21 protein-coding genes are annotated in these 21,296 nt (G+C 43.7%); 19 read left to right on the top strand and 2 right to left on the bottom strand.

The features are described 5' to 3' along the window. Window positions 1-33: 33 nt before the first annotated feature. The 3 genes from MHB64_RS20845 to MHB64_RS20835 all read left to right on the top strand — a co-directional run bounded on the left by MHB64_RS20845 (window position 34) and on the right by MHB64_RS20835 (window position 1,803). A complete protein-coding gene (locus MHB64_RS20845) occupies window positions 34-399 on the top strand; it encodes a VOC family protein (protein ID WP_076299603.1) in 366 nt (121 codons plus the stop codon). A gap of 170 nt (window positions 400-569) precedes the next feature. Further along, on the top strand, window positions 570-1,022 hold the full coding sequence (locus MHB64_RS20840) for a flavodoxin (RefSeq protein WP_094870242.1): 453 nt from the start codon (window positions 570-572) through the stop codon (window positions 1,020-1,022). Between the two features lie 25 nt (window positions 1,023-1,047). Further along, window positions 1,048-1,803, top strand: a complete 756-nt coding sequence (locus tag MHB64_RS20835; protein ID WP_143812133.1) for a hypothetical protein — start codon at window positions 1,048-1,050, stop codon at window positions 1,801-1,803. Window positions 1,804-1,881: 78 nt separating this feature from the next. Here the strand turns inward: MHB64_RS20835 and MHB64_RS20830 are convergent, their stop codons facing one another. Together MHB64_RS20830 and MHB64_RS20825 are read right to left on the bottom strand one after the other, a co-directional pair. Continuing rightward, complete coding sequence (locus MHB64_RS20830) at window positions 1,882-2,727, bottom strand: GNAT family N-acetyltransferase (RefSeq protein WP_341135301.1); 846 nt, start codon at window positions 2,725-2,727, stop codon at window positions 1,882-1,884. 83 nt (window positions 2,728-2,810) lie between these two features. Further along, window positions 2,811-3,104 (bottom strand): GNAT family N-acetyltransferase, encoded by a 294-nt coding sequence (locus MHB64_RS20825; protein WP_341135300.1) that lies wholly within the window; start codon window positions 3,102-3,104, stop codon window positions 2,811-2,813. Between the two features lie 841 nt (window positions 3,105-3,945). Between MHB64_RS20825 and MHB64_RS20820 the strand changes: the two genes are divergently transcribed. From MHB64_RS20820 to MHB64_RS20745, 16 genes are all read left to right on the top strand, one after another. After that, window positions 3,946-4,848, top strand: a complete 903-nt coding sequence (locus MHB64_RS20820; RefSeq protein WP_094870239.1) for an ArsR/SmtB family transcription factor — start codon at window positions 3,946-3,948, stop codon at window positions 4,846-4,848. 231 nt (window positions 4,849-5,079) lie between these two features. Beyond that, window positions 5,080-6,828: an ABC transporter substrate-binding protein gene (locus MHB64_RS20815; protein WP_094875512.1), complete on the top strand. Its 1,749-nt coding sequence runs from the start codon at window positions 5,080-5,082 to the stop codon at window positions 6,826-6,828. 60 nt (window positions 6,829-6,888) lie between these two features. After that, window positions 6,889-7,842: an ABC transporter permease gene (locus MHB64_RS20810; protein ID WP_094870237.1), complete on the top strand. Its 954-nt coding sequence runs from the start codon at window positions 6,889-6,891 to the stop codon at window positions 7,840-7,842. A 16-nt stretch (window positions 7,843-7,858) separates the two neighbouring features. Next, window positions 7,859-8,782, top strand: a complete 924-nt coding sequence (gene opp4C / locus MHB64_RS20805; RefSeq protein WP_094870236.1) for an oligopeptide ABC transporter permease — start codon at window positions 7,859-7,861, stop codon at window positions 8,780-8,782. 11 nt (window positions 8,783-8,793) lie between these two features. Then, a complete protein-coding gene (locus MHB64_RS20800; RefSeq protein ID WP_094870235.1) occupies window positions 8,794-9,777 on the top strand; it encodes an ABC transporter ATP-binding protein in 984 nt (327 codons plus the stop codon). Further along, complete coding sequence (locus tag MHB64_RS20795) at window positions 9,770-10,735, top strand: ABC transporter ATP-binding protein (RefSeq protein WP_094875518.1); 966 nt, start codon at window positions 9,770-9,772, stop codon at window positions 10,733-10,735. Before MHB64_RS20800 ends, MHB64_RS20795 begins: the two co-directional genes overlap by 8 nt. 211 nt (window positions 10,736-10,946) lie before the next feature. Further along, window positions 10,947-11,555, top strand: coding sequence for a 50S ribosomal protein L25 (locus tag MHB64_RS20790; protein WP_341135299.1), 609 nt, complete (start codon window positions 10,947-10,949; stop codon window positions 11,553-11,555). 323 nt (window positions 11,556-11,878) lie between these two features. Next, window positions 11,879-13,723: a fibronectin type III domain-containing protein gene (locus MHB64_RS20785; RefSeq protein WP_341135298.1), complete on the top strand. Its 1,845-nt coding sequence runs from the start codon at window positions 11,879-11,881 to the stop codon at window positions 13,721-13,723. Between the two features lie 450 nt (window positions 13,724-14,173). After that, the gene (locus tag MHB64_RS20780) at window positions 14,174-14,719 is read left to right on the top strand and encodes a hypothetical protein (protein ID WP_341135297.1); all 546 of its coding nucleotides are present in this window, start codon (window positions 14,174-14,176) and stop codon (window positions 14,717-14,719) included. A 189-nt stretch (window positions 14,720-14,908) separates the two neighbouring features. Then, window positions 14,909-15,241: an HIT family protein gene (locus tag MHB64_RS20775; RefSeq protein WP_341135296.1), complete on the top strand. Its 333-nt coding sequence runs from the start codon at window positions 14,909-14,911 to the stop codon at window positions 15,239-15,241. Window positions 15,242-15,482: 241 nt separating this feature from the next. Then, window positions 15,483-16,127: a YhbD family protein gene (locus tag MHB64_RS20770; protein ID WP_341135295.1), complete on the top strand. Its 645-nt coding sequence runs from the start codon at window positions 15,483-15,485 to the stop codon at window positions 16,125-16,127. An 11-nt stretch (window positions 16,128-16,138) separates the two neighbouring features. Next, window positions 16,139-16,825, top strand: a complete 687-nt coding sequence (locus MHB64_RS20765) for a hypothetical protein (protein WP_094870230.1) — start codon at window positions 16,139-16,141, stop codon at window positions 16,823-16,825. Continuing rightward, the gene (locus tag MHB64_RS20760) at window positions 16,818-17,474 is read left to right on the top strand and encodes a hypothetical protein (protein ID WP_094875523.1); all 657 of its coding nucleotides are present in this window, start codon (window positions 16,818-16,820) and stop codon (window positions 17,472-17,474) included. Before MHB64_RS20765 ends, MHB64_RS20760 begins: the two co-directional genes overlap by 8 nt. 45 nt (window positions 17,475-17,519) lie before the next feature. Then, complete coding sequence (locus tag MHB64_RS20755) at window positions 17,520-19,058, top strand: MDR family MFS transporter (RefSeq protein WP_094870228.1); 1,539 nt, start codon at window positions 17,520-17,522, stop codon at window positions 19,056-19,058. 290 nt (window positions 19,059-19,348) lie between these two features. Next, complete coding sequence (locus tag MHB64_RS20750) at window positions 19,349-20,308, top strand: ABC transporter permease (RefSeq protein ID WP_094870227.1); 960 nt, start codon at window positions 19,349-19,351, stop codon at window positions 20,306-20,308. A gap of 17 nt (window positions 20,309-20,325) precedes the next feature. Continuing rightward, on the top strand, window positions 20,326-21,222 hold the full coding sequence (locus MHB64_RS20745) for a carbohydrate ABC transporter permease (protein WP_042190000.1): 897 nt from the start codon (window positions 20,326-20,328) through the stop codon (window positions 21,220-21,222). Window positions 21,223-21,296: the final 74 nt, after the last annotated feature.

Below are 21,296 nucleotides of genomic sequence, written 5' to 3'. Positions count from 1 at the left end.
TACTATGATGATGAGAATGAAAGGGGACAAATTATGATTTCGTCTTTTGAAGGTACTAACATCTACACTAAGGATACTGCTGCGTTGGCTGCATTTTATTCGGAGGTGCTAGGGATTCCAATTCCGTTCGAAGGCTACGGCAATTTTGATGGTGCAAAGATTGGATTCGACAAGAAGCAGCCTGGAATCATCATTTGGGATGAGACGAAATGGGAAAAGCTCACGACTGGCTTTGTTAATTTAGTATTCGGCTGCGATAATCTCGATGAGACGTACGAGCAGTTAAAGGCTAAGGGACTGGATTGTCAGCCACCGGTTACGATGGCGTATGGCGGGAAAGAAATGAATTTCCGCGATCCAGATGGTAATCACATTACCTTGCTCGAAGGAGCATACTAAAACATTTTGAACAAAAAAGGGATTGAACGCAAACATCAACCGTGTGATTAAACGGGAGTTTGCGTTTTTTTTTATTTTATTCATTTGACAATGATAATCATTATCAAATAGAATGGGGGTGAAGCACAAATCATTTAAATTTTATGTTTAGTAATGGGAGGAACAGAAAGATGACTAAAGTGCTAGTGGCATACGCCAGTCTAACTGGAAACACTGAGGAAATGGCTGAGTTGATTGTAGAGGGAATACGCCAAGCAGGTGGTGAAGCCGTTTTGAAATCGGTCACTGAATGTAATGCGGTTGAGATAAATTCATATGAAGGCGTTCTGTTAGGAGCATATACTTGGGGAGATGGAGAGATACCAGATGAAGCTCTTGATTTCTATGAGGAGATGGATGAGCTTGATTTGACTGCTATGAAGTCAGCAGTTTTTGGAAGTGGAGATACAGGGTACGCGATTTATTGTGGAGCCGTGGACTTATTCGTGGAGAAGTTAAAGGAACGTGGAGCTGTGATATTACAGGATAGTCTTAAGATTGAATATGGCCCGAACGCTGCTGAAAAAGAAGCCTGCCGTCAATTCGGTCGTCAATTTATCGAAGCTTGTATGGTGGCATCATAGGATGGGCGGGCCAGCAGGAAGTTGGATGAAGAAACAAGTGAATTTACATACGCCTCCATATAAACGACTGCATGATTATCGAGTGGAGCACATTATGCTTGGTGGGGCCGAGAATTTATCAAGCGGAGCTCCAGCGACCGGGCTCCCACGCTGGCGCCAGCAGGTTCAATATGCTGTAGGGCATACACTTAACGACTTTTATAGTTTGCTGCCTGAAGTTCGAAGGGAGATACCGATACAATTTCTGTTAGAGCGTCGTTGGCCGCCTAGAGGGGATGCTTTTCCTTCATTACTGCAATATTGGGATATCAAGACAAGTATAGCGGATGAACTAATGCGTATCGTTTCGACCAATCATTTACTGGAAATTCCGGTTATGCTATACGAGCAGTGGTATGTGCCAGTCCCGGAGCTGAACTTGGAGCTTTCGATGATTACTCAATTAGCTTGGAATTCTATTCAGAATGGTCGAAGCCTGAACATTCAGAAATTTATGGTGAATGGCAATGAGGATACAATTGCGGGCTTTTTGCATATGACTAACGTCTTTTGTTATGCGGCTTACGGTGAACCTGCGGAGACCGTGGAAATCTACTCCTTGCTAGAGGGTCGTAAATACTCTTACAACGGAAATGCAGTCCCGTATAAGGAGTCTTTGGATTATGTTCGATTGTTATCTGTATTTCTGGAGCAGGAAGTGCACGCGGATGGCTCATTAAACTGTAGTGACCGTAGAAATGATAGAGGCGAAGCTAATGTTGGAGGCTTTGGGCTCATGTGATTACTTCTTATAATAAAATAAGGCCTCCTGCTCTACAGGCGAAAACGCCCATTAGACAGGAGGCTTTATTTCTATGGATTAGCCGATATAACGGTAATAATCCTGTTTATTCTGAATGATAAAGCCACAGCTTTCATAAAGCTTAAGCGCATTGGGATTATCTAGAGCGACCTCGAGATTAATTCCATTATAGTTTTTACGTTCTCGTTCGATCGTTTGAAGAAGAGCACTTCGTCCAATGCCTAGCCCCCGTAGCTTCTTGCTGACAGTAAATCCATAAATCCAGGTTTCATTATTTTCGGTCCACAGCCGCATTTTACCAACAGGTTGTCCATCCATTTCGATCATAATATGTTCTTGCAGGCCTTCCTGTTTCTGCAGGTCATAGAGTTCGGCAGCATCTTCTGTCTTTATATCAAAGCCTCCACAATCCAGCTCAACAAGAATTGGGGCTTCGTCTTCACGAGCAGGGCGTAAGATCACAGTCCCTGTGGCTGAGCTTGCTTCAGAAGAAGCAACCGAATTTCCGCCCCATTTCATTTGGTATTCCGCATGATTAAACTGTAGTGGTAGTGTTCGAAGGAATGCTACACCAGATGACGAAGCAGCGGGAGCGTTTAGAAGTAGGGTAGCGACATTGCCCCGTTGGATAATAGTCTGCGCTCGGTTCCACAGTGAGGTGAAGATGCCCCGTCGGCGGTAGCCTGGCCGAACCATGCCGCAGACCTCCATATCGCTTCCGAATCCATAAAGTCCTAAGAAGCCGACGAGTAATTCATCTTCATAAGTCACGAGCCATTCCGTATCTCCTACGCTTGATGGCTGGCGAAGCATATCCCAATTCAATTTCAGTGAAATTCCGTCATATTGCTCACAACGTTCTTGTAATTCTTCTATATTTCTCAAAGTATCGGTAGTAGTCAAACCCGTTTCCTCCTAATGTGTATTTGAACTAAGTGTATTAGTTCGAATAGGTTAATAAAGCTTCACGGAAACGGGAACGGAGATCAGTCTCGCTCGCCTGTGTTTCCGCTCAGCACGTCCTTATACTCCGGATGCTTGTCGAATTGATGAGCTGCATAGGAGCACACAGGAACAATTTTCAAATTTTCATTTCGAGCCTTATCTACAACAGCCCGTACAAGTTCTTCACCGGTACCTTGACCGCGCAGTTCCTCAGAGACACGAGTGTGGTCAATGACCAATTCCCCAGCATCTTTATCCAAACTGTATGTGATCTCGGCAAGGTCCTTACCGTCATTCGCAACAAAAAAACGTCCTGTTCCAGTTTGAATTTGCATCTTATGGCTTCACTCCTAAAATGTTATTGCCTATATTTTACTACCACGATTTGCAAAAAGCGAGGAACGAAGCAGATTGATTGCTCGCCCTGGATGTTTGATGGCGTTCCATAGATGGATTTACCGAGGAAGTTAGGATTATTGGTGTGAATAATGTGCTCTTGTTACTCGAGGCAGTTGCTTGTAATGTTTGTTCTGACGCGATCGAGTGACTTTTGGCGAGCTGAGAAGGTGGGGCTGGAATTTCTGGACAAGCTAGTGTGCTGGATACGTAAGGCGGGCCAGACATTCCCGGCACTCTGATGCAGGAACATCCGGGACTGCCGGAAACATGGGAATCCTTGAGACCTCAACATGTCCAAAACTCCTGTCATCATAATCATCCATTGGAGCTTTCGGACTCCATTGCAGCTATCCTTTGGAAAAGGCACAAATTAGGGGAATACTGCTTATAAGGTCCACTGTGTCCGATAGCAACTTCGTTAGAGTATATTTTACCGATGGAATCGCTATGACTAGGTGGTTGATCGCATGGGTTAAGATCCCCGATGCAACCGTACTGAAATGTCCCTTAGCTGTATTTTACGAGTAGAAGTCCCCTTGCACGAACACCTCGCAAACAAACCTAAATTAAAGTTAGATACGCAGAAATTCTGCGGTCAAACGGCAGTCAATGAGCAGTCAATGAGCAGTCAATCAGCAGTCAATCAGCAGTCAATCAGCAGTCAATGAATTTTTATACACTCCCGTTTATAAAGTAGCTTGCGTATACTCAGGATAATACAATAAGATTAAGAGAATATCTCACTACTGAAAAGAACCGCTAGCAGGAGGAATCATTGTGGAATACAAGGTTGAGGTTGAATTTAGGTCCATTTATGAATTATTGAACAGCTTACATACTTATTTGTGCAAAAAATCCTATAAGAAGATTGATTTAGGAATGGCGTGGGTCACAGAAATTGAGAGCAGCCTCAGTCAAGAACTGCTATCACGCCTGAAAGAAACCGAACTAAATAATGAATGGAAAATGTTGAATCTGCTCATTTACTGTTGTCCATTTAAGGATGATGTAGACAGTGTGTTGAACTGGATTGAAGGGTTATCTGTTGGCGAGTTATATGAGACCTTATCAAAATATGTAAAGGTTTTTCCAAGCCATATGGAGGATTACCGTAATCGCGTAGTGTTTTTACTCTCCGAATGGAACCGCCAGTACTTTAGTCAATGTAATCCTGCGATTCTAAGCAAATTACAGCAGCATGTAGATTTGAAGAACATGGAGCTTAATGAACTGGAAACGGCTGATTTTGTGAACAAGACGACCAACGGATTTTACTTCATTCCTACGGATGGGCTCAAGAAGCTCGTTCTGATTCCACAGTACCATTTTCAGCCTGCTAATATCATCTATTGCTACGGTGAATTAACGATCTGTCATTATGCGGCCTGGATTTCGATAGAGAACGAAGAGATTTCACCATTTATGTACAGAACGATTCGTAGTCTAAGCGAAAAAAGCCGCCTGAAAATCCTCCAAGCCCTTAGCGGTGGCCGCAAAACGTTTACCGAAATTGTAAAGCATGCAGGAATCTCGAAGGGGATCGTTCACGATCATATTTTTAATCTTCGCTGTGCAGGTTTGCTTCATGCCTATATTGAAGGTGAGAATGTCACCGGATATAGTCTGCGTCTGGAAGGCATTCATCGGATGAATGAGCAGCTTTTTGATTATTTAAAATAAAGATTTCGAAAAAATTGTACGGTCTGAAGGTCAGAATTCTCTTATGCAGAGAGGGTTTTGGCTTTTTTTTTTTTTTTAATATTTGCATAATTCTGTTTGTGGAGAATTTTTTTAAAGTTCTCTCTTTACAGAACTTAAAAACCTTTCTATAATGAACATCAGGAGTTATTCATACTTAACAGGTAGGAATTATAGTTATTATTCTATTAGAGAGAAAAGGGAGATAGGTACATGAGAAAAAATGCGATTGTAATCACTTCATTACTGCTTACGGGTTCACTGTTACTTTCGGCTTGCGCTAACAACAGTACTAACGAATCCTCGTCCGCGAACAATGCGGCTAAAGGGTCCAATTCAACTAATGTGGAAGCAGCAACTACGCCAGAAATTGTTCCTGCTGGTGCGCTAAGCGAGCCTTTTACCGCAACTGATTTGTCCAAACTTCCAGCAGTTGCACAGAAACGCACAGACACCATTATCGTAGGGTTAACGGACCCAAGTGGGGCTTTCACTCCGTATTTTCAGCAAAGTGGTTATGATGGCAATGTATCCTCACTGCTATACGCATCTCTCGTAACTGTAGACGATAAAGGCATTCCAACACCGGAGCTTGCGGAGAGCTGGGATGTTTCGGACGATCAGCTTACATACACGTTCCATTTGCAAAAAGATTTGAAATTCAGCGACGGTTCTCCATTAACAGCGGATGATGTAGCCTTTACTTGGACGATCCAATACGACAAATCGTATGACGGTAGCTCGCAGCTTCCATCCCTAAATATTAAAGGCGGCAAAGCCTATAAAGAAGGTACTTCTCCAAAGATAGAAGGGATTAAGGTGATTGATCCACAGACGATCTCAGCTACGCTTGAGCAGCCCAACGCAACAGCGCTGGTACAGCTCGGCTCGAATGTATTGTCTAAAGCTTACTATGGCAAGGACTATACATTTGGAAATCTCGAATACATCAAGAAGCTGCATGAGAAGCCACTGGGGGATGGACCTTACAAGCTGGAGAAATTTATTCCGGGGCAAGAGGTACGTTTTGTAGCGAATGAGAATTATTTCAAAGGTAAACCAAAGACAGAACATTTCATCTACAAAACTACGGAAGGCGATGTATGGCAGTTCGTAGAAACGGGTGAGGTAGACTACGCTTCTTTTAGTGCAACAGACGAGAATATCGAGAAGCTGAAAGCGCTCGGCTTTGTGAATATTATTCCTTACACTCCAAGCACGTACGGATACCTGCAAGTCAATTTGAAGCATGAGCAGCTCAAGGATAAGCTTGTACGTCAAGCTATTGTGTACGGTTTGGATCGTCAGAGTATTTATGTGGATGCAGCACAAGGTGCAGGTTCTATTGCGAACATTCCGGCATCCCCAATCTCTTGGTCTTACACGGAGGAAGGCATTAATCCTTACAAATATGATCCGGAAAAAGCTAAACAATTGCTCGATGAAGCCGGCTGGACTGTAGGAGCGGGTGGTATCCGTGAAAAAGATGGCAAACCGCTCAGCATTCATTACCTCGGTTCGAAGAGTAAAAACACAGATATTTTCATCGCTGTAGCGAAAGAGAATTTTGAAGCACTGGGTATCGACTTCCAGCCTGAGGTGTTCGCAGACTTTAACTCACTGGTATCTAAGGTAGAAGGTGGGGATTACGACCTCGTATCCTTCTCCACAAGTATGTTGACTGATCCGTCTGACGGGTTCATGCAATTCTTTGATGGCGAGATCACGGATTATGACAATCCGAAATTCCTGGAGTTATACAATAAAGCTTTGGCAACTACAGATATTGAAGCCCGCAAAGCGGTATACAAAGAGCTGTACCAGCTCTTCAATGATGAACTGCCTATTATTTTCACAAGTTACAAAAAGACTGTATACGCCTATAACGGACGTATTGAGAATCTATCGGTCAGCCCGTTCATCGGTCTTGCTGGCAGTCTGCCAACTTGGAGCCTGAAATAAATAAAACAGTGTCCCCTGTTCTAGATTCTTGGGCAGGGGACAAATCATAAGGAGCCTGTCATGAGCGCTTATTTATCGAAAAGACTGTTGTACATGGTCATTATCTTATTTGCGGCATCATTATTGATCTTCTGTCTGTATGCTTCAACACCGGGAGATTTCATAACCGGAAATATTAAATTGACGGCAGAGCGCAAAGCAGAGCTGCGTGAGATCTACGGCTTAAACAAGCCGATGCTTGAGCGGTATGGAGTATGGATGAAAAATGCGCTGCATGGCGATTTCGGGTATTCCTTAGCCCAGCAAAAGCCTGTGCTTCAGCTTTTTAATGATTATATTTGGAATTCCTTTCTGCTGGCTGCCGTTTCCACGTTTCTGACGTGGGTGATTGCAGTTATTATTGGTGTGATTTCAGCTTATAAGCAATATTCATGGTTCGATACACTCGTGATGATCGCAATATTCGCAGCCATGTCGCTGCCGTCATTTTTTATAGGCTTATTCCTGATCAAAATCCTGGCTGTCGATCTCAAGTGGCTGCCTCCGGGTGGAATCATCACTACAGGCAGCAACGCTACGGGTCTGGCGTACTTTAAGGAGATTGTTATGCATATGACCCTTCCGGTTGTTGTTATGACCCTCCTTGGATTAGGCTCGCTCACGCGTTATTTCCGCAGCAATATGATCGATGTCTTAAAGCAGGATTATATCCGTACTGCCCGCGCTAAAGGTCTAAGGGAGCGTAAGGTGCTTTTTACACATGCCTTGCGTAATGCCTTATTGCCTGCGATTACACTGGTTGGCTTCGAGCTTCCAGCGCTATTTGGCGGTTCACTGATTATTGAGAAAATATTTAATTGGCCGGGGATTGGGCAACTGTATATGCAGTCCTTCGGGCTTAGGGATTATCCTTTACTGATGGGCTTTACGATGTTTATTGCGATACTTACCGTCATAGGAACGTTGCTTTCGGATGTTTTGTACCGGATCGCCGATCCTAGAGTTCGGCTATAGAGAGGAGGAAGCTGACGTGGCAGTTCAAAGTAATGTAGCGGGGATTTCAAAACCCCAGACCACCAAAGGAAAATCCTCTTTATTCCGGCAATCCCTTCGAAGATTGTTAAAGAACAAGCTGGCGGTATCCGGGTTTGTGGTAGTGATTTTTATGTTTGCGCTTTGTTTTATAGGTCCTCTGTTCTCTCCCTATACCGATAACAAAATTAATATGGCATTGATGAACAAAGCACCTAATATGAAGCATTGGCTGGGTACCGACGCGCTGGGCAGGGATATTCTGACCCGGGTGATGCAGGCAGGACGCATTTCACTGACAGTAGGACTGGCATCCATGGTGCTTTCGGTGTTTATCGGGGCTCTTTTGGGAGCCATAGCTGGATATTACCGTGGAATCGCTGATCAAATCATAATGCGGATTGCGGATCTGTTATTGACGGTTCCGAGTCTGCCTCTGCTTTTTATTTTTGGAGCATTGTTATCAGAGTGGAAAATTCCAACGGATTATCGCATGTATATTGTTATGCTTATGCTTAGCATTGTGAGCTGGCCGGGTATGGCGCGTATGGTGCGGGGGCAAATGCTTAGTCTGCGAGAACGTGAGTTTATGCAAGCAGCCGTAGTATTAGGCCTTCGGGATCGGCGTAAATTGTTTAATCACTTGCTGCCGAACATTGTCCCGCTGCTGATCGTTATGGCTACTCTCAACATCGGTGGCGCTATTCTGAGTGAATCGGTTCTTAGCTTTTTTGGGCTAGGTGTTATGCCGCCAACGCCAACCTGGGGCAATATGATTGATGCAGCGAATAATATGATCGACTTTAAGGATCGGCCGTGGCTGTGGATTCCGCCTGGGCTATCCATCTTCGCGACAGTAATCGCGATCAATATCTTTGGTGACGGACTCCGGGACGTACTTGATCCTAAACAGAAGAGGTAGGTGACCCTCACATGAGTGATTTAATGAATATAGACGGTCTAAGTACATACTTCTTCACGGAAGAAGGGAAAGTGAAAGCCGTTGATGATGTAAGCTTCCGTGTTCGTGAAGGAGAGACGGTCTGTATCGTCGGAGAATCGGGTTGCGGCAAAAGTGTAACTGCGATGTCCATCATGGGTCTTGTTGAAGAGCCAGGGGGCAAGGTTGTCCATGGCAAAATTGATTTTCAGGGTGAAGATTTGTTACAAATGGACAAAAACACACTGCGAGCTATCCGTGGCAACGAGATCGCGATGATCTTCCAGGAGCCCATGTCCTCTCTTAATCCTGTAATTAAGATCGGTGAACAAATTATGGAGCCGTTGATCGTGCATTTGAAGATGAACAAGAAGCAGGCACGTATCCGGGCAATTGAACTGATAAAACAGGTAGGCATATCACGCCCTGAACAAATAGCAGATAGTTACCCACATGAACTGAGCGGAGGGATGCTGCAGCGGATAATGATCGCTATTGCCATCGCCTGCAGTCCAAAGCTATTGATTGCAGATGAACCGACAACGGCGCTGGATGTAACGATTCAAGCACAAATTCTGGATATGCTTCGTGAAATTAAAGCCAGCTCCGGCATGTCTATTCTATTAATCACCCATGATCTGGGTGTAGTCGCGGAGATGGCTGATTACGTGATTGTTATGTACTCCGGAAAGATTGTGGAGGAGGGGGAAGTTGTTGAATTGTTCAACAATCCCAAACACCCGTATACGAAAGGGCTGCTCAAATCGAAGCCAGTTATTAATCAGCGGCAGGATGAGCTGTATTCCATACCAGGCCAAGTGCCAAATCCGCTTGAGCTGGTACCTTCTTGCTATTTTCATGACCGCTGTGAGCATTGCATGCCTGTATGTGCCAGCCAGCAGCCCCAGCTTAAAGAAGTGGCCAGCAGACAAAAGGTAGCTTGCTGGTTGTATGAGGAGGCGGTTGTTCATGCCTGAGGCATTGCTTGAGGTCAATCATCTGAAGAAATATTTCCCTGTCACTAAGGGATTGCTAAACCGTACGGTCGGGCATGTAAAGGCTGTTGATGATATTAGCATTACGCTTCAGCCTGGTGAAACGTTTGGACTGGTTGGAGAATCCGGGAGCGGCAAGAGTACAGTAGGACGGACAATTCTACGGCTAACGGATAAAACGGCAGGTGAGATCAAATTCAAAGGGATAGACATTCATTCTTTGTCTCCCGCTGAATTGCGAAAGATCAGACCGCAAATGCAGCTAATCTTTCAAGACCCTTATAGCTCACTTAACCCTCGGGTCCGCATAGGTGATGCTATCGGAGAAGCTTTACTGGATCATGGGTTATGCTCAAAATCAGAGGTTCGTGATCGGGTGCTTGAGGCGCTTGAGGCATGTGGTTTATCCTCTTATCATATTGATCGCTTCCCGCATGAATTCTCGGGGGGGCAGCGGCAGCGGATCGGAATCGCGCGTGCGCTTGTGCTGAGTCCTGAGCTAATCATTGCAGACGAGCCAGTCTCGGCCTTGGATGTATCCATCCAAGCGCAGATTATTAATTTATTCAGTAAGCTGCAGCAGAGCCGTGGGCTAACCTATTTGTTCATCTCTCATGATTTGAGTGTAGTGGAGCATTTATGTTCAAGAATCGGTGTCATGTATCTGGGATCTATGATGGAGACGGCTTCTAGAGATGAATTATTTAAGAATCCGCTCCATCCGTATACCAAGGCATTGCTATCAGCTGTTCCAATACCTATTCCGAAGCTGAAAAGGGAAAGAATCGTTCTTAAGGGAGACATTCCGAGTCCTGTGAATCCCCCGGCTGGCTGTAAATTTCATACTCGTTGTCCCTATGCCCAAGAGGTTTGCAAATCGGAGATTCCTGTATTCCGCGATGCTGGTAATAATCATTTTGTAGCCTGTCATTTGGTCTGAGCTTTGTCACAGATATAATGATGATTCAATCCTAAGTCTTGAATAATTAATGTTGAATTGTATAATAATACAATTTGACCTTATTTTTGCCTGTGCTTAAAAAGTTTAAAAGGGTTTCAAAGCCAGGTTAATGGGGTAATTAGAGAGTGGTTAGGTTAGACGTACATATCTAATCGGTCTAGTATAAAATCCCTACTTAGGAGGAATCATCGTGAATACAACAGTACGTTTGACAGAAAGATCCGGCTCGACTTCTTCACAGCGCAGAAAAGGCTTTGTACCGGTCGTCGTGTACGGTGCAGGTTCAGATAGCCAGTCCTTTACAGCGGATGCTAAGACAATTACCGGGATTTTGGCTAATAACCCTCGGGCGGTATTAACCTTGGAATTGCCAGATTCAGGTAAAAAGAACGTTGTCATCCAAGAAATTCAGCGCCAGCCCGTATCCAAACAACTGCTGCATATTGATTTTCAGCAGATCGACATGAAAGCCAAATTGGATACGAAAGTAGCCTTTCACTTTACAGGTGATCCAGTAGGTGTGAAGAGTGGCGGTGTGCAGCAAATTGAATTGCATGAGCTGGATATTCGTACACTTCCAGATAAATTAACGGCATCCTTTGAGGTGGATATCAGCGGACTAGATATTGGTGACCAATTGCTGGTATCTGATCTGCCGAAGCATGAGGGCTGGGAAGTGTTGACGCCTGAGGACACTTTGATTGTCCGGGTTGCGCCTCCAGCAGCTCAAGAGCCAACAGATGAGGATGCTGCTGAACCAGCGCCAGACGAAGCTACTGGTGAAGATAAAGCAGAATAGAATAGGGATTGAATCAAAAGAGCAGATAGATCCTTCTCAAGGAGCTGTCTGCTCTTTTTGTTTTATCTTCGTGAACACGTATTAATAAAATAATTGCGGTCTTTCGTATGGTTTCTTAAATGGGATTTATGGTTATTTCGCCTCATTTAGTTAAAAATTTACATAAAATCGTTGACGAATAGGTTGCAAAGGCTGAAAATGAGGACAATTACCATGGTAAAGAATTCAAAAAGTTCTTGTTATCGTTGTTTGAAAACGCTTTATTTATTTTGCTTCAAAGATCTCTCATTACCCTGTTCATCATGATTATGAGGAGGAAAGTTATGAAGATGAGGAAGCTGTTTTCGATTTTAATGACAAGTCTGCTGGTTTTTGGAGTAGCTCTACCTATGGGTGGAAAAGTGAGTGCGGATGCTGCAAGTGATGCTTCAAATCGTGCTTTAGTCTGGTTAAAGACCCAGCAAGATGCTACAGCAGGGTATGCTTTTGAAGGCTTGGTAGATAGCTTTGAGGATTTCTGGGGACCTAACAATCCCAAACAGATTGTATACACGTATGATCAAGCTGTTGCAGCCATAGCCTTTATTGTAAAGGGTGAACGATCACGGGCAGAGCAAGTGTTGAACAAAATGCGGGACATTCAGGACCCTTCCGGCTTCTGGCTGAATTCTTATTGGTATAACAATGGCTTCGGAGAAGAAATTCGTAAACATGTGGGGCCGGTTGTATGGATGGCAATGGCTGCTATGGCCTATGAAAAGCAATATAATGACACGCGATATCGCCCGATGGCGCTCAAAGCACTTGATTGGAGCTTGTCGTATAAAAAAGCCAACGGTAGTATTGCTGGAGGGTGGAGTGGTTGGAGCAATTCAGATGAGCCTTGGAGCTCAACCGAGCATAATATCGATATTTACCGGGTGCTGCAGTATTATGCTTCGGTAGATTCCTCCAAGGCTGCCTCATATAATAGCGCAGCTTCTGGAGTGAAGACCTTCCTGGATAATTATGTGTGGGATGACAGTGTCAAACGCTTCAAGGGAGGCTGGAAAAACGATACGAATCTGATTGACCCTAAAATTCCATTGGACGTGAATCCATGGGGAGTACTGGCTTTAGGAGTATCCGGAACCCATAACTACGGTGCAAGCTTAACTTATGTGGAAAATGCTTCCGGCACCCCGGGGACCCTCGCGAATCCGCGTTACAAGCAGACGCTTACTTACAATGATGCTGGGAATACGCTGACCGGCTATGATTTTGACTGGACGGATGAAGTTTTGCCTGCATATGACGATAACGGGAATCAAATCGGTAATACGGGTGCTGATGTATGGCTTGAAGGTAGCGCATTTATGTCCCTCGCCTACTATTTGCAAGGCAATGTATCCAAAGCGGATGCCATTAACACTGAAATTATTAAAAAGCAGGGCACAAGCGGCGCTTCGCTGGGGGGAATTCCGTACTCGCTTAAAGGGACCAGCAACAGCTATTGGGTTATGGCACAGCAAAACTGCGTGTCTAGCACGGGTTGGTTAATTCTATCACTACACCGGTTTAATCCTTTCACTGGTCAATACTTGACGGGTGGAGGTAATACTGGAGACACGACAGCACCTACTGCACCTGCTAATCTGACAGTAACCAGCAAGACGGATTCAGCAGTTAACCTGAGCTGGTCTCCTTCAACTGATAATGTTGGTGTTACGGGATATTTCGTTTATCGTGGAACACAGCAAGTAGCCTCTGTGGCAGATACTACAGCTACTGTTACTGGACTAACTCCAAGCACAGCTTATACGTTTACAGTAAAAGCTACGGACGCAGCAGGTAATTTGTCATCTGCTAGTAATACCGCAACAGTTACTACTAATCCCACTGGCGGCGGGGGTGGTGATCATGTGACGGCTGACTTTACGGCAGGGGTAACGAGACTTTCTTCAACAGAAGCGAGCATTTATATTACACCTGTGACTAGTGCTCTTTATGTAGATGTGCATTATAAGGTTAACGGGGGGCCACAGCTTAATTACCGGATGATCAATAGCTCAGGTACATGGAAGCAGACGGTGAGTGGTTTAAGTGCTGGCAGCAGCATTGAGTACTGGTTCACTTACGAGAAATCCGGCCCACAATATGATTCAGCGCATTATACCTATGTGCAGTGAGATTCATGAAAGACTTGAACGGTAAGATTTATAGATAGAGCAAGTAAAATAAAGAAGGCTGTCCCAGATGCCATAGTATTGGCTCGGGAGGGCTTTCTTTTCTTTGTATTAGGCTATGTTAAACCACATTGTTGATATTTGAGTTTTACGAACATCGTTTTATGATTAAGATGACACTATGTAAGGAGGTGTGGCAAGCGAGAGCTCATTCACTTTTTTACTGTCCAGAACCAAGGGGATGTCAGCTCCTATTCGTGCGCTTGATGAAATCCAGGAGCAAAAGCATAATGGCTTGTCTGCCCCATTGCAACAAATTTACTTTTACAACGTATATATAATTATTCCATATTTTAGGTATATTAAAGAAGTTAAAAGGAATGTAAATGAAGTATATCTACAAACTACTAAGGTTATCCATTAGTATTAATTCAAATCATAAGAGGTGATTTCATGAACAAATTTGGATTTGTATTTTTTATTGCTGCAATAATATTTTTAATATCAGGATGTCAAAAGGCTGGTTCCAACGATGAATTAGCTAAAGCGCAGGTGCAGGTTAGTGCATTAGGATCATCATTTAGTATCCCTGCACTGGATGGTTATGAAGTTAGTTATGTACAATATAAATTCCCTCCAAAGGACAAACAAGGCAACTTTATTGGAGATAATCAAGAAGTTTTAGTCACATATACGAAAAACAAAGGGAAGCTGGAGAAGTTAACAAAGGGGCAAAAAGAGTCCAGTGAAAGAGAAATCATCTACGGACCTTATCAAGGAGAAACACTCTTTGAAATAACCTATAGCAATACTCAAGTTGATTTGAACGATGCTGATATTATTGATATTAGCGGCAAACAGGTGCAAAAAATAAAAAATAGTGATTATACGTATTTAGCATTCAATGCTTCAAAAGGTTCAATCACTTTAAAGTTTAACAGTTTGGATGAGGATACAATTCTAAGCGTTGCTCAACAAGTAGTAAATGAAAATAAATAAGGAATAGTTAGGTTTTATGCTGAACGGATGGAGATGTTAGTTTAATAAACCGCCTTTTACTAAGTGAAGCCATTTGATTGATCGTTTGGGGAAACTTATATTCACTGTTCTTGGTTATGCTGTGAAGCAACGGCGATATCGTTGTAAGGAGTAACGTAAAATCCCATTTAGGATGGTGTAATGCTATACATGGAATGCTTAGGATGTAGAATCGCTAACGGTATTGAACCTGACTTAAATATTGTTTATGAAAATGAATTTATTACTTGTGTGCTTGATATTGCTCCTTTTAATGAAGGGCATACTCTAATCCTCCCCAAAAAGCATTACTATGATGTCGAAGAGATGGAGGGAAATTTTAACGATCTTACTCATTACCATATGCATCTCATTCCGAGGTACGAAGGCGATGGATTTATCTGGGGTGAACCCTTACACCCACATGGTACTGAAAAACGATTAAGCCAAACCAAAAAAAAGATTCTAAAGACATTAAGTGAAGAAAAGAGAAGGGGTCGATAAAGACTTCTTCTCTTTTCTTCATAAATTAACATTTTACCTTAACATAGCTTAAATCAAAGAATACATTTGGAGTAAAAGAGCGAAGATCCTCCTCTAGACGGAGGTTCACTCTTTTCTTGTGTCGTAAAATCTTGGAGGGAAACTTTAATGCGATGATTTGTTGCAGAGGAGATTCAAGGGGGATTGTTTTATTTACAACGTAACAGTGTTATGTTACGATGTTTTCAAGGAGTGATCGGATATGGAAGATGATTTGATTTCAAAGAAACAACTGCTGGATTTAACCGGTATTTCATATGGGCAATTGTACCGCTGGAAAAGGAAGCAGTTAATCCCTGAGGAATGGTTTATCCGTAAATCTACCTTTACTGGACAAGAGACTTTTTTTCCTAAAGAGATGATCCTGTCCCGGATTCACAACATTGTGAATATGAAAGAAGGGCTTTCTTTGGATGAAATGGCTGATAAGCTATCGGATAAAGCATCCTTTGAGAAGGTGAGTGTAACTGCTAAGGATATTTTAGAACGTAACATTGTTTCGAGAACAACGCTGAGGAAATTTGGAGAAAGTCTCAGTGATGAAAGTAAATATACTTTTGGGGAGCTCGTTCATTTATTCGCTGTAGACCGCCTGCTTAGTGCTGGGGAAATGAGTATGGAGGAGGCGGAGCTTCTGTTTCGCACGTTGCAGGAGAAAGTTTCAAGGCTTGAGAGTGGAAGCTGGGAATTGTTTTTTATCCGGAAAATGGGGGTTTCATCCTTCATTCTGGCACAAGCGCCTGCGGAGTTATGGTTTGATGAAGGGGTTAGATTGGTCAGTAAAATGACCTATGCAGATTTGATCGAACAATTGAAAGGTAAGCTTGCCTACAAGCTTGTTGAATAGGAGGAAGAGTAATGGACAAACATCAGCTGCCTGATTTGATAATAAACGGGGTTAGTGGTGGGGCCGGTGGTACTTACAACAACGTAAACATGGATGGTGTAGGTAAAGTAGTCGGGCCGATTGTGGCGCGAATGTTTAAAGGAAATGGGCATATGAATTTGAATGATGATCTAGCAGCAGAAGAAGCAGAATGCAACGGGGTCATCAAAGTGATGGGTAATATGCGGTTTGGCACCCTAAAGGTGGATGGGGTTCTTAATGTAGGTAAGAGTTTTCGAGGTGAAAGCTGTACCCTTAACGGAATGGTGAGTATCAAAGGGGATTGTGAGCTTGAGGATTTGGTAGGTGAAGGTAGCTTTAATGTTGGTGGTTTACTAAGTGCCGGTCATGTGGATTTTAAACTGCAGAGTCAGGGGAAGGCCAATGAAATTGGTGTGGAGAGCCTCGTGATTCGGCAAGTGAATAATGGATTTTGGAGTAAGATGTTTAGCGGAATTATCCCTAAACTTCGGCCTGAGCTATGTGCTCGAACGATCGAGGGAGATTTTATAGATGTAGAATATACAACTGCGGATATCATCAGAGGAAATATTGTCATTATTGGCCCAGGTTGTACACTCGGACGGGTAGAGTATCGCGAACAAATTACAGTGCATCCAGAGGCTAAGGTTGGAAAGGTGGAGAAGGTCGGTGAATGATAATCTGAAAATAATTGGAACGACATCTTCAGCCGGTGGTTCTTTCAAAGATGTTAAGATCACTGGAGAATGCAAATTCGCTGGAGATGTGAATTGCGAAAAGATGAATCTGACTGGAAATGCCAATATAGCTGGAAATCTGCATATGAAGCAAATGAAAATCACTGGCGAAATTGCACTCGAGGGTAGTCTTGAAGGAGATTCCTTACGTGGACAGGGTGAAATAAAAGCAACCTCCGTAAAAATCGATAAGCTTCATCTCTACGGAAATTTGGATGTGAAGGGTGATTGTGAAGGAGAAAAATTGCAAATTTCCGGTGCCTTAAGCGTTGCGGGATTACTTAGTGCTGAGCATTTGGAGATTAAATTGTTTGGTCCAAGTAGTGCGAAGGAGGTTGGGGGCAGTATCTTAACCATTAAGAAGAGTAAAACGGGAAGACTGCTGCATATGATGAAGCCAACTTCGAAAATACTGTTTGAAGCGGGGCTAATCGAAGGCGATGCTATTGATCTGGTCAATACAAAGGCTAGTATGGTAAGGGGAGAACGTGTAATCATTGGTCCGGATTGTGAAATAGAAACGGTGGAATTCCGCGATATACTAGAAGTTCATAAGCACGCAACAGTGAAGCATCAAGTGAAGATCTAAAGACAATTTTATAGTTATTTTTTGAGGAAAAGAGGAGTGGAACATATGAGTGCTGCCAAATCGCCCAATCTGGGTATTGTTATCGCAGGTCTCTTATTAGGAATTCTTATGGCCTCCATGGACAGCACCATCGTTGCTACTGCAATGGGTAATATTGTTGGGGAGCTGGGCGGAATGGACAAATTTGTCTGGGTCACCTCAGCTTATCTCGTAGCCGAGATGGCGGGTATGCCCATTTTCGGCAAGCTGTCTGATATGTATGGTCGTAAGAAGTTTTTTATTTTTGGAATTATTGTATTCATGGCAGGTTCGGCTCTCTGTGGAACGGCTGATACAATAACACAGTTAGCTGCATACCGGGCTATTCAGGGCATTGGTGGCGGGGCGCTGGTGCCAATCGCTTTTGCAATCATGTTCGATGCCGTACCGCTGCAGACTCGGGGAAAACTGGGCGGGGCATTCGGCGCTGTATTTGGCTTGTCGAGTATATTTGGTCCATTGCTCGGTGCGTATATTACCGATCATATTGCTTGGCAATGGATATTTTATATTAACTTACCCCTTGGTCTGTTGGCTTTTGCGATGGTCGTATTCTTTTATAAAGAATCGCATGAGCATTCAAAACAGCCTATTGACTGGTTGGGAGCGGGTACGCTGCTTGGTTCAGTCATTTCCTTAATGTTTGCGCTGGAGCTAGGCGGAAAAGAGTATGCTTGGGGATCGTCCATGATTCTTGGTTTGTTTGCAGCCTTTGCCATCCTTGCAGTTGTGTTTCTTTTTGTAGAGACCAAAGCGAAAGAACCGATTATTTCCTTTGCTTTGTTTAAAAAAAGATTATACGCAGTGAGCATTATTTGTGCTCTGTTTAGCGGTGCAGCTTTTATTGTGGCTTCCGTGTATATTCCGATCTTTATTCAAGGAGTATTGGGCGGATCAGCTACAAATTCAGGACTTGTATTGCTACCAATGATGGTCGGCTCAGTGGTTACAGCTACGATGGGCGGATTTCTAATGTCAAAAACCAGTTACCGCAGCCTGCTGATTCCTACATTCGCACTTTTGGTGATCGGTACTGGACTTGTAGCGACACTCACGCCGGATGCTTCACGACTGCTTGTTACGTTGTATATGATTTTGATTGGGCTAGGGATTGGTGCTTCATTCTCAGTGCTAAGTACGGCATCTATTCATGGACTGACCGCACAGCAACGTGGCTCTGCCAGCGCAACGCTGAATTTCATTCGTTCACTGGGCATGACGATAGGCATTACCACCTTCGGTATCATTCAAAGTCACTATTTCTCAGGCAGTCTTACCAAGCTACTCTCGGCTAATGGTGGTGGAGCGGCTCCTGCGGGAGCTATGGATTTTAAAGACCCACATGCTTTGCTCTCACCGGAGACTAGGGCGCTCATTCCACCTGAAATTCTGGGTAAAATTACCGCTGGGTTATCCTCATCCATTGTAAACACCTTTGCTTGGGCGGTGATTCCTGCAGCTTTAGCGTTATTGGCTTCGTTTTATATGGGACGTCAGAAGATGGATGCCTCTGCGGAGGGGAATGTTCAGGCGTCTGGACATTAGCATGTAGTCTAGATAATATTCGATTGATTATGATTCAGTGAAAATAGACATATAAAAAAACGACCACCACTTCGGGTACTTCCTAAGTGGTGGTCGTTTTTGTCTAAAGGCATATGTGTGCTCCATTACACCCAAAGCGACTAGGTAGAAAATGGTCGATTGTACTGCGAATTTGGTTCACAAGTATCTGACGGTTTCCCTGAGAAGGCGTTCTGCTCTCTATCTCGCCAGAAGCTCAGATTCTGATACTCTGAAAACGTAATCAAAATCTGGGTATAGGAGATTCCGATATGGGGGTACCTGCTGGCAAACGGCTTCCCAGCGTTGATCCGGTTCATCGATCCCGCTGGAAGATGAAGAACAAACATAAATTGTTCTTCATGGCTTTTCCATTTCTTGTTGTCACCTTTATTTTCTATTATCTGCCGATCAGCGGATGGATTTATGCCTTTTATGATTTCATTCCCGGAATACCGTTGTCAGACACGCCTTACGTTGGATTGAAATGGTTCAAGACGATTGTATCTAATCCGACGCAGACCGCAGAGGTTCTGCGCGTGCTGAAGAACACGCTTGCTATGAGTTCACTCGGATTAATTACATCCATCTTTCCAGTGATCTTTGCCGTTATGTTGACTGAGGTGAAGTCAGGCTGGTATCGCAAGCTGGTGCAGACACTAACCACGATTCCAAACTTTATAAGCTGGATTCTAGTTTATGCCTTGGCATTCTCGTTGTTCTCTGTAGATAACGGTGTCATCACCCACATTCTGGTGCAGCTTGGAATAGTGGATGAAGGCTATAATTTCCTCGCTTCCAGCTCAAATATCTGGGTCACGATGATCGTTTGGTACTGGTGGAAGTCGTTAGGCTGGGGTGCCATTCTCTATCTTGCTGCAATTGCAGGCATTGATCAGGAATTGTACGAAGCTGTTGAGGTGGATGGAGCAAATCGGTTCCGGAAAATTTGGCATATCACCATTCCAGGTCTGATCCCGACCTTTTTTGTACTGCTGCTACTCTCCATAGGTAATCTGGTCAATAACGGGATGGAGCAGTACTTTGCCTTTCAAAATGCGATGAATAAGGACTCTATAGAAGTACTGGATCTTTATGTATATAACATTGCGTTCGCCAACAACTTTCCTTTTGCCACGGCTGTCAGCATGTTGAAGTCGGTTGTCAGTGTAATTCTACTGTTCGCAGCGAACACATTGTCTAAGATGGTGCGTGACGAATCTATCATTTAAGTCAGGGGTGATCCCATTTGAGAAAGAAAAAACTAACGGCTGGAGAACTTATCTTCCAGATTATGATCTATACGCTCTTTGGATTGTTCACCCTGTCATGCATCTACCCATTCTATTATTTGTTCATCAATACGATCAGCTCGAATGATCTTAGCGCAGCGGGTGATATCAAATTTTATCCAAGACAGATCCATTTTGATAACTATAGTAAGGTGCTAAGAATCAGTGGTCTAGGACATGCGGCGACAGTCTCTGTGTATAGAACGGTTGTCGGGACATTGCTTACCGTGGGGTCGTCAGCTTTTTTAGGATACTTGTTCACCAAAAAGGAAATGTGGGGCCGGAGTATTTGGTATCGGAGTGTCGTGGTTACGATGTATTTTAGCGCAGGTCTGATCCCTTGGTATATCACCATGCACAATTTACATCTGACCAATAATTATCTGGCTTATATTTTGCCTACGATTATTACGCCATTCAACATCATTCTGGTTAAGACCTTCGTTGAGGCCATTCCTCCATCCCTTGAGGAGTCAGCGTCGATGGATGGTGCTGGTTACATGAGAGTGTTTTGGAGCATTATTGTACCGCTTACTACGCCCATTTTGGCTACAATTACGATTTTTTCCGCAGTGAATCAGTGGAACTCATTTATTGATACGGCGTTTCTGATGACAGATACGAAATATTTTACGCTCCAATTCTTGTTATGGCGTTATTTGAACGAGTCCAGCTCGCTCGCTGCTTTAATTCGTAACTCGCCTGATATGGCCGCTAGTGTAGCGAATATGCAGACACCAACCTCTGTACGGATGACCGTAACGATGATCGTCGTATTGCCGATTCTAATCGTGTACCCATTCTTCCAGCGCTTTTTCGTCAAAGGGATTATGATCGGTGCGGTTAAGGGCTAATGAGCTACCGGATCGGTAATGAAATGGGGTTTTCCTCTGCTAGGAGCAGAGTTGGACTATAAGAAAAGATACGA

This window comes from Paenibacillus sp. FSL K6-2859 (assembly GCF_038008265.1).
Taxonomy (GTDB): domain Bacteria; phylum Bacillota; class Bacilli; order Paenibacillales; family Paenibacillaceae; genus Paenibacillus_AQ; species Paenibacillus_AQ nitricinens.
This window is presented reverse-complemented; position numbering and strand designations above follow the sequence as displayed.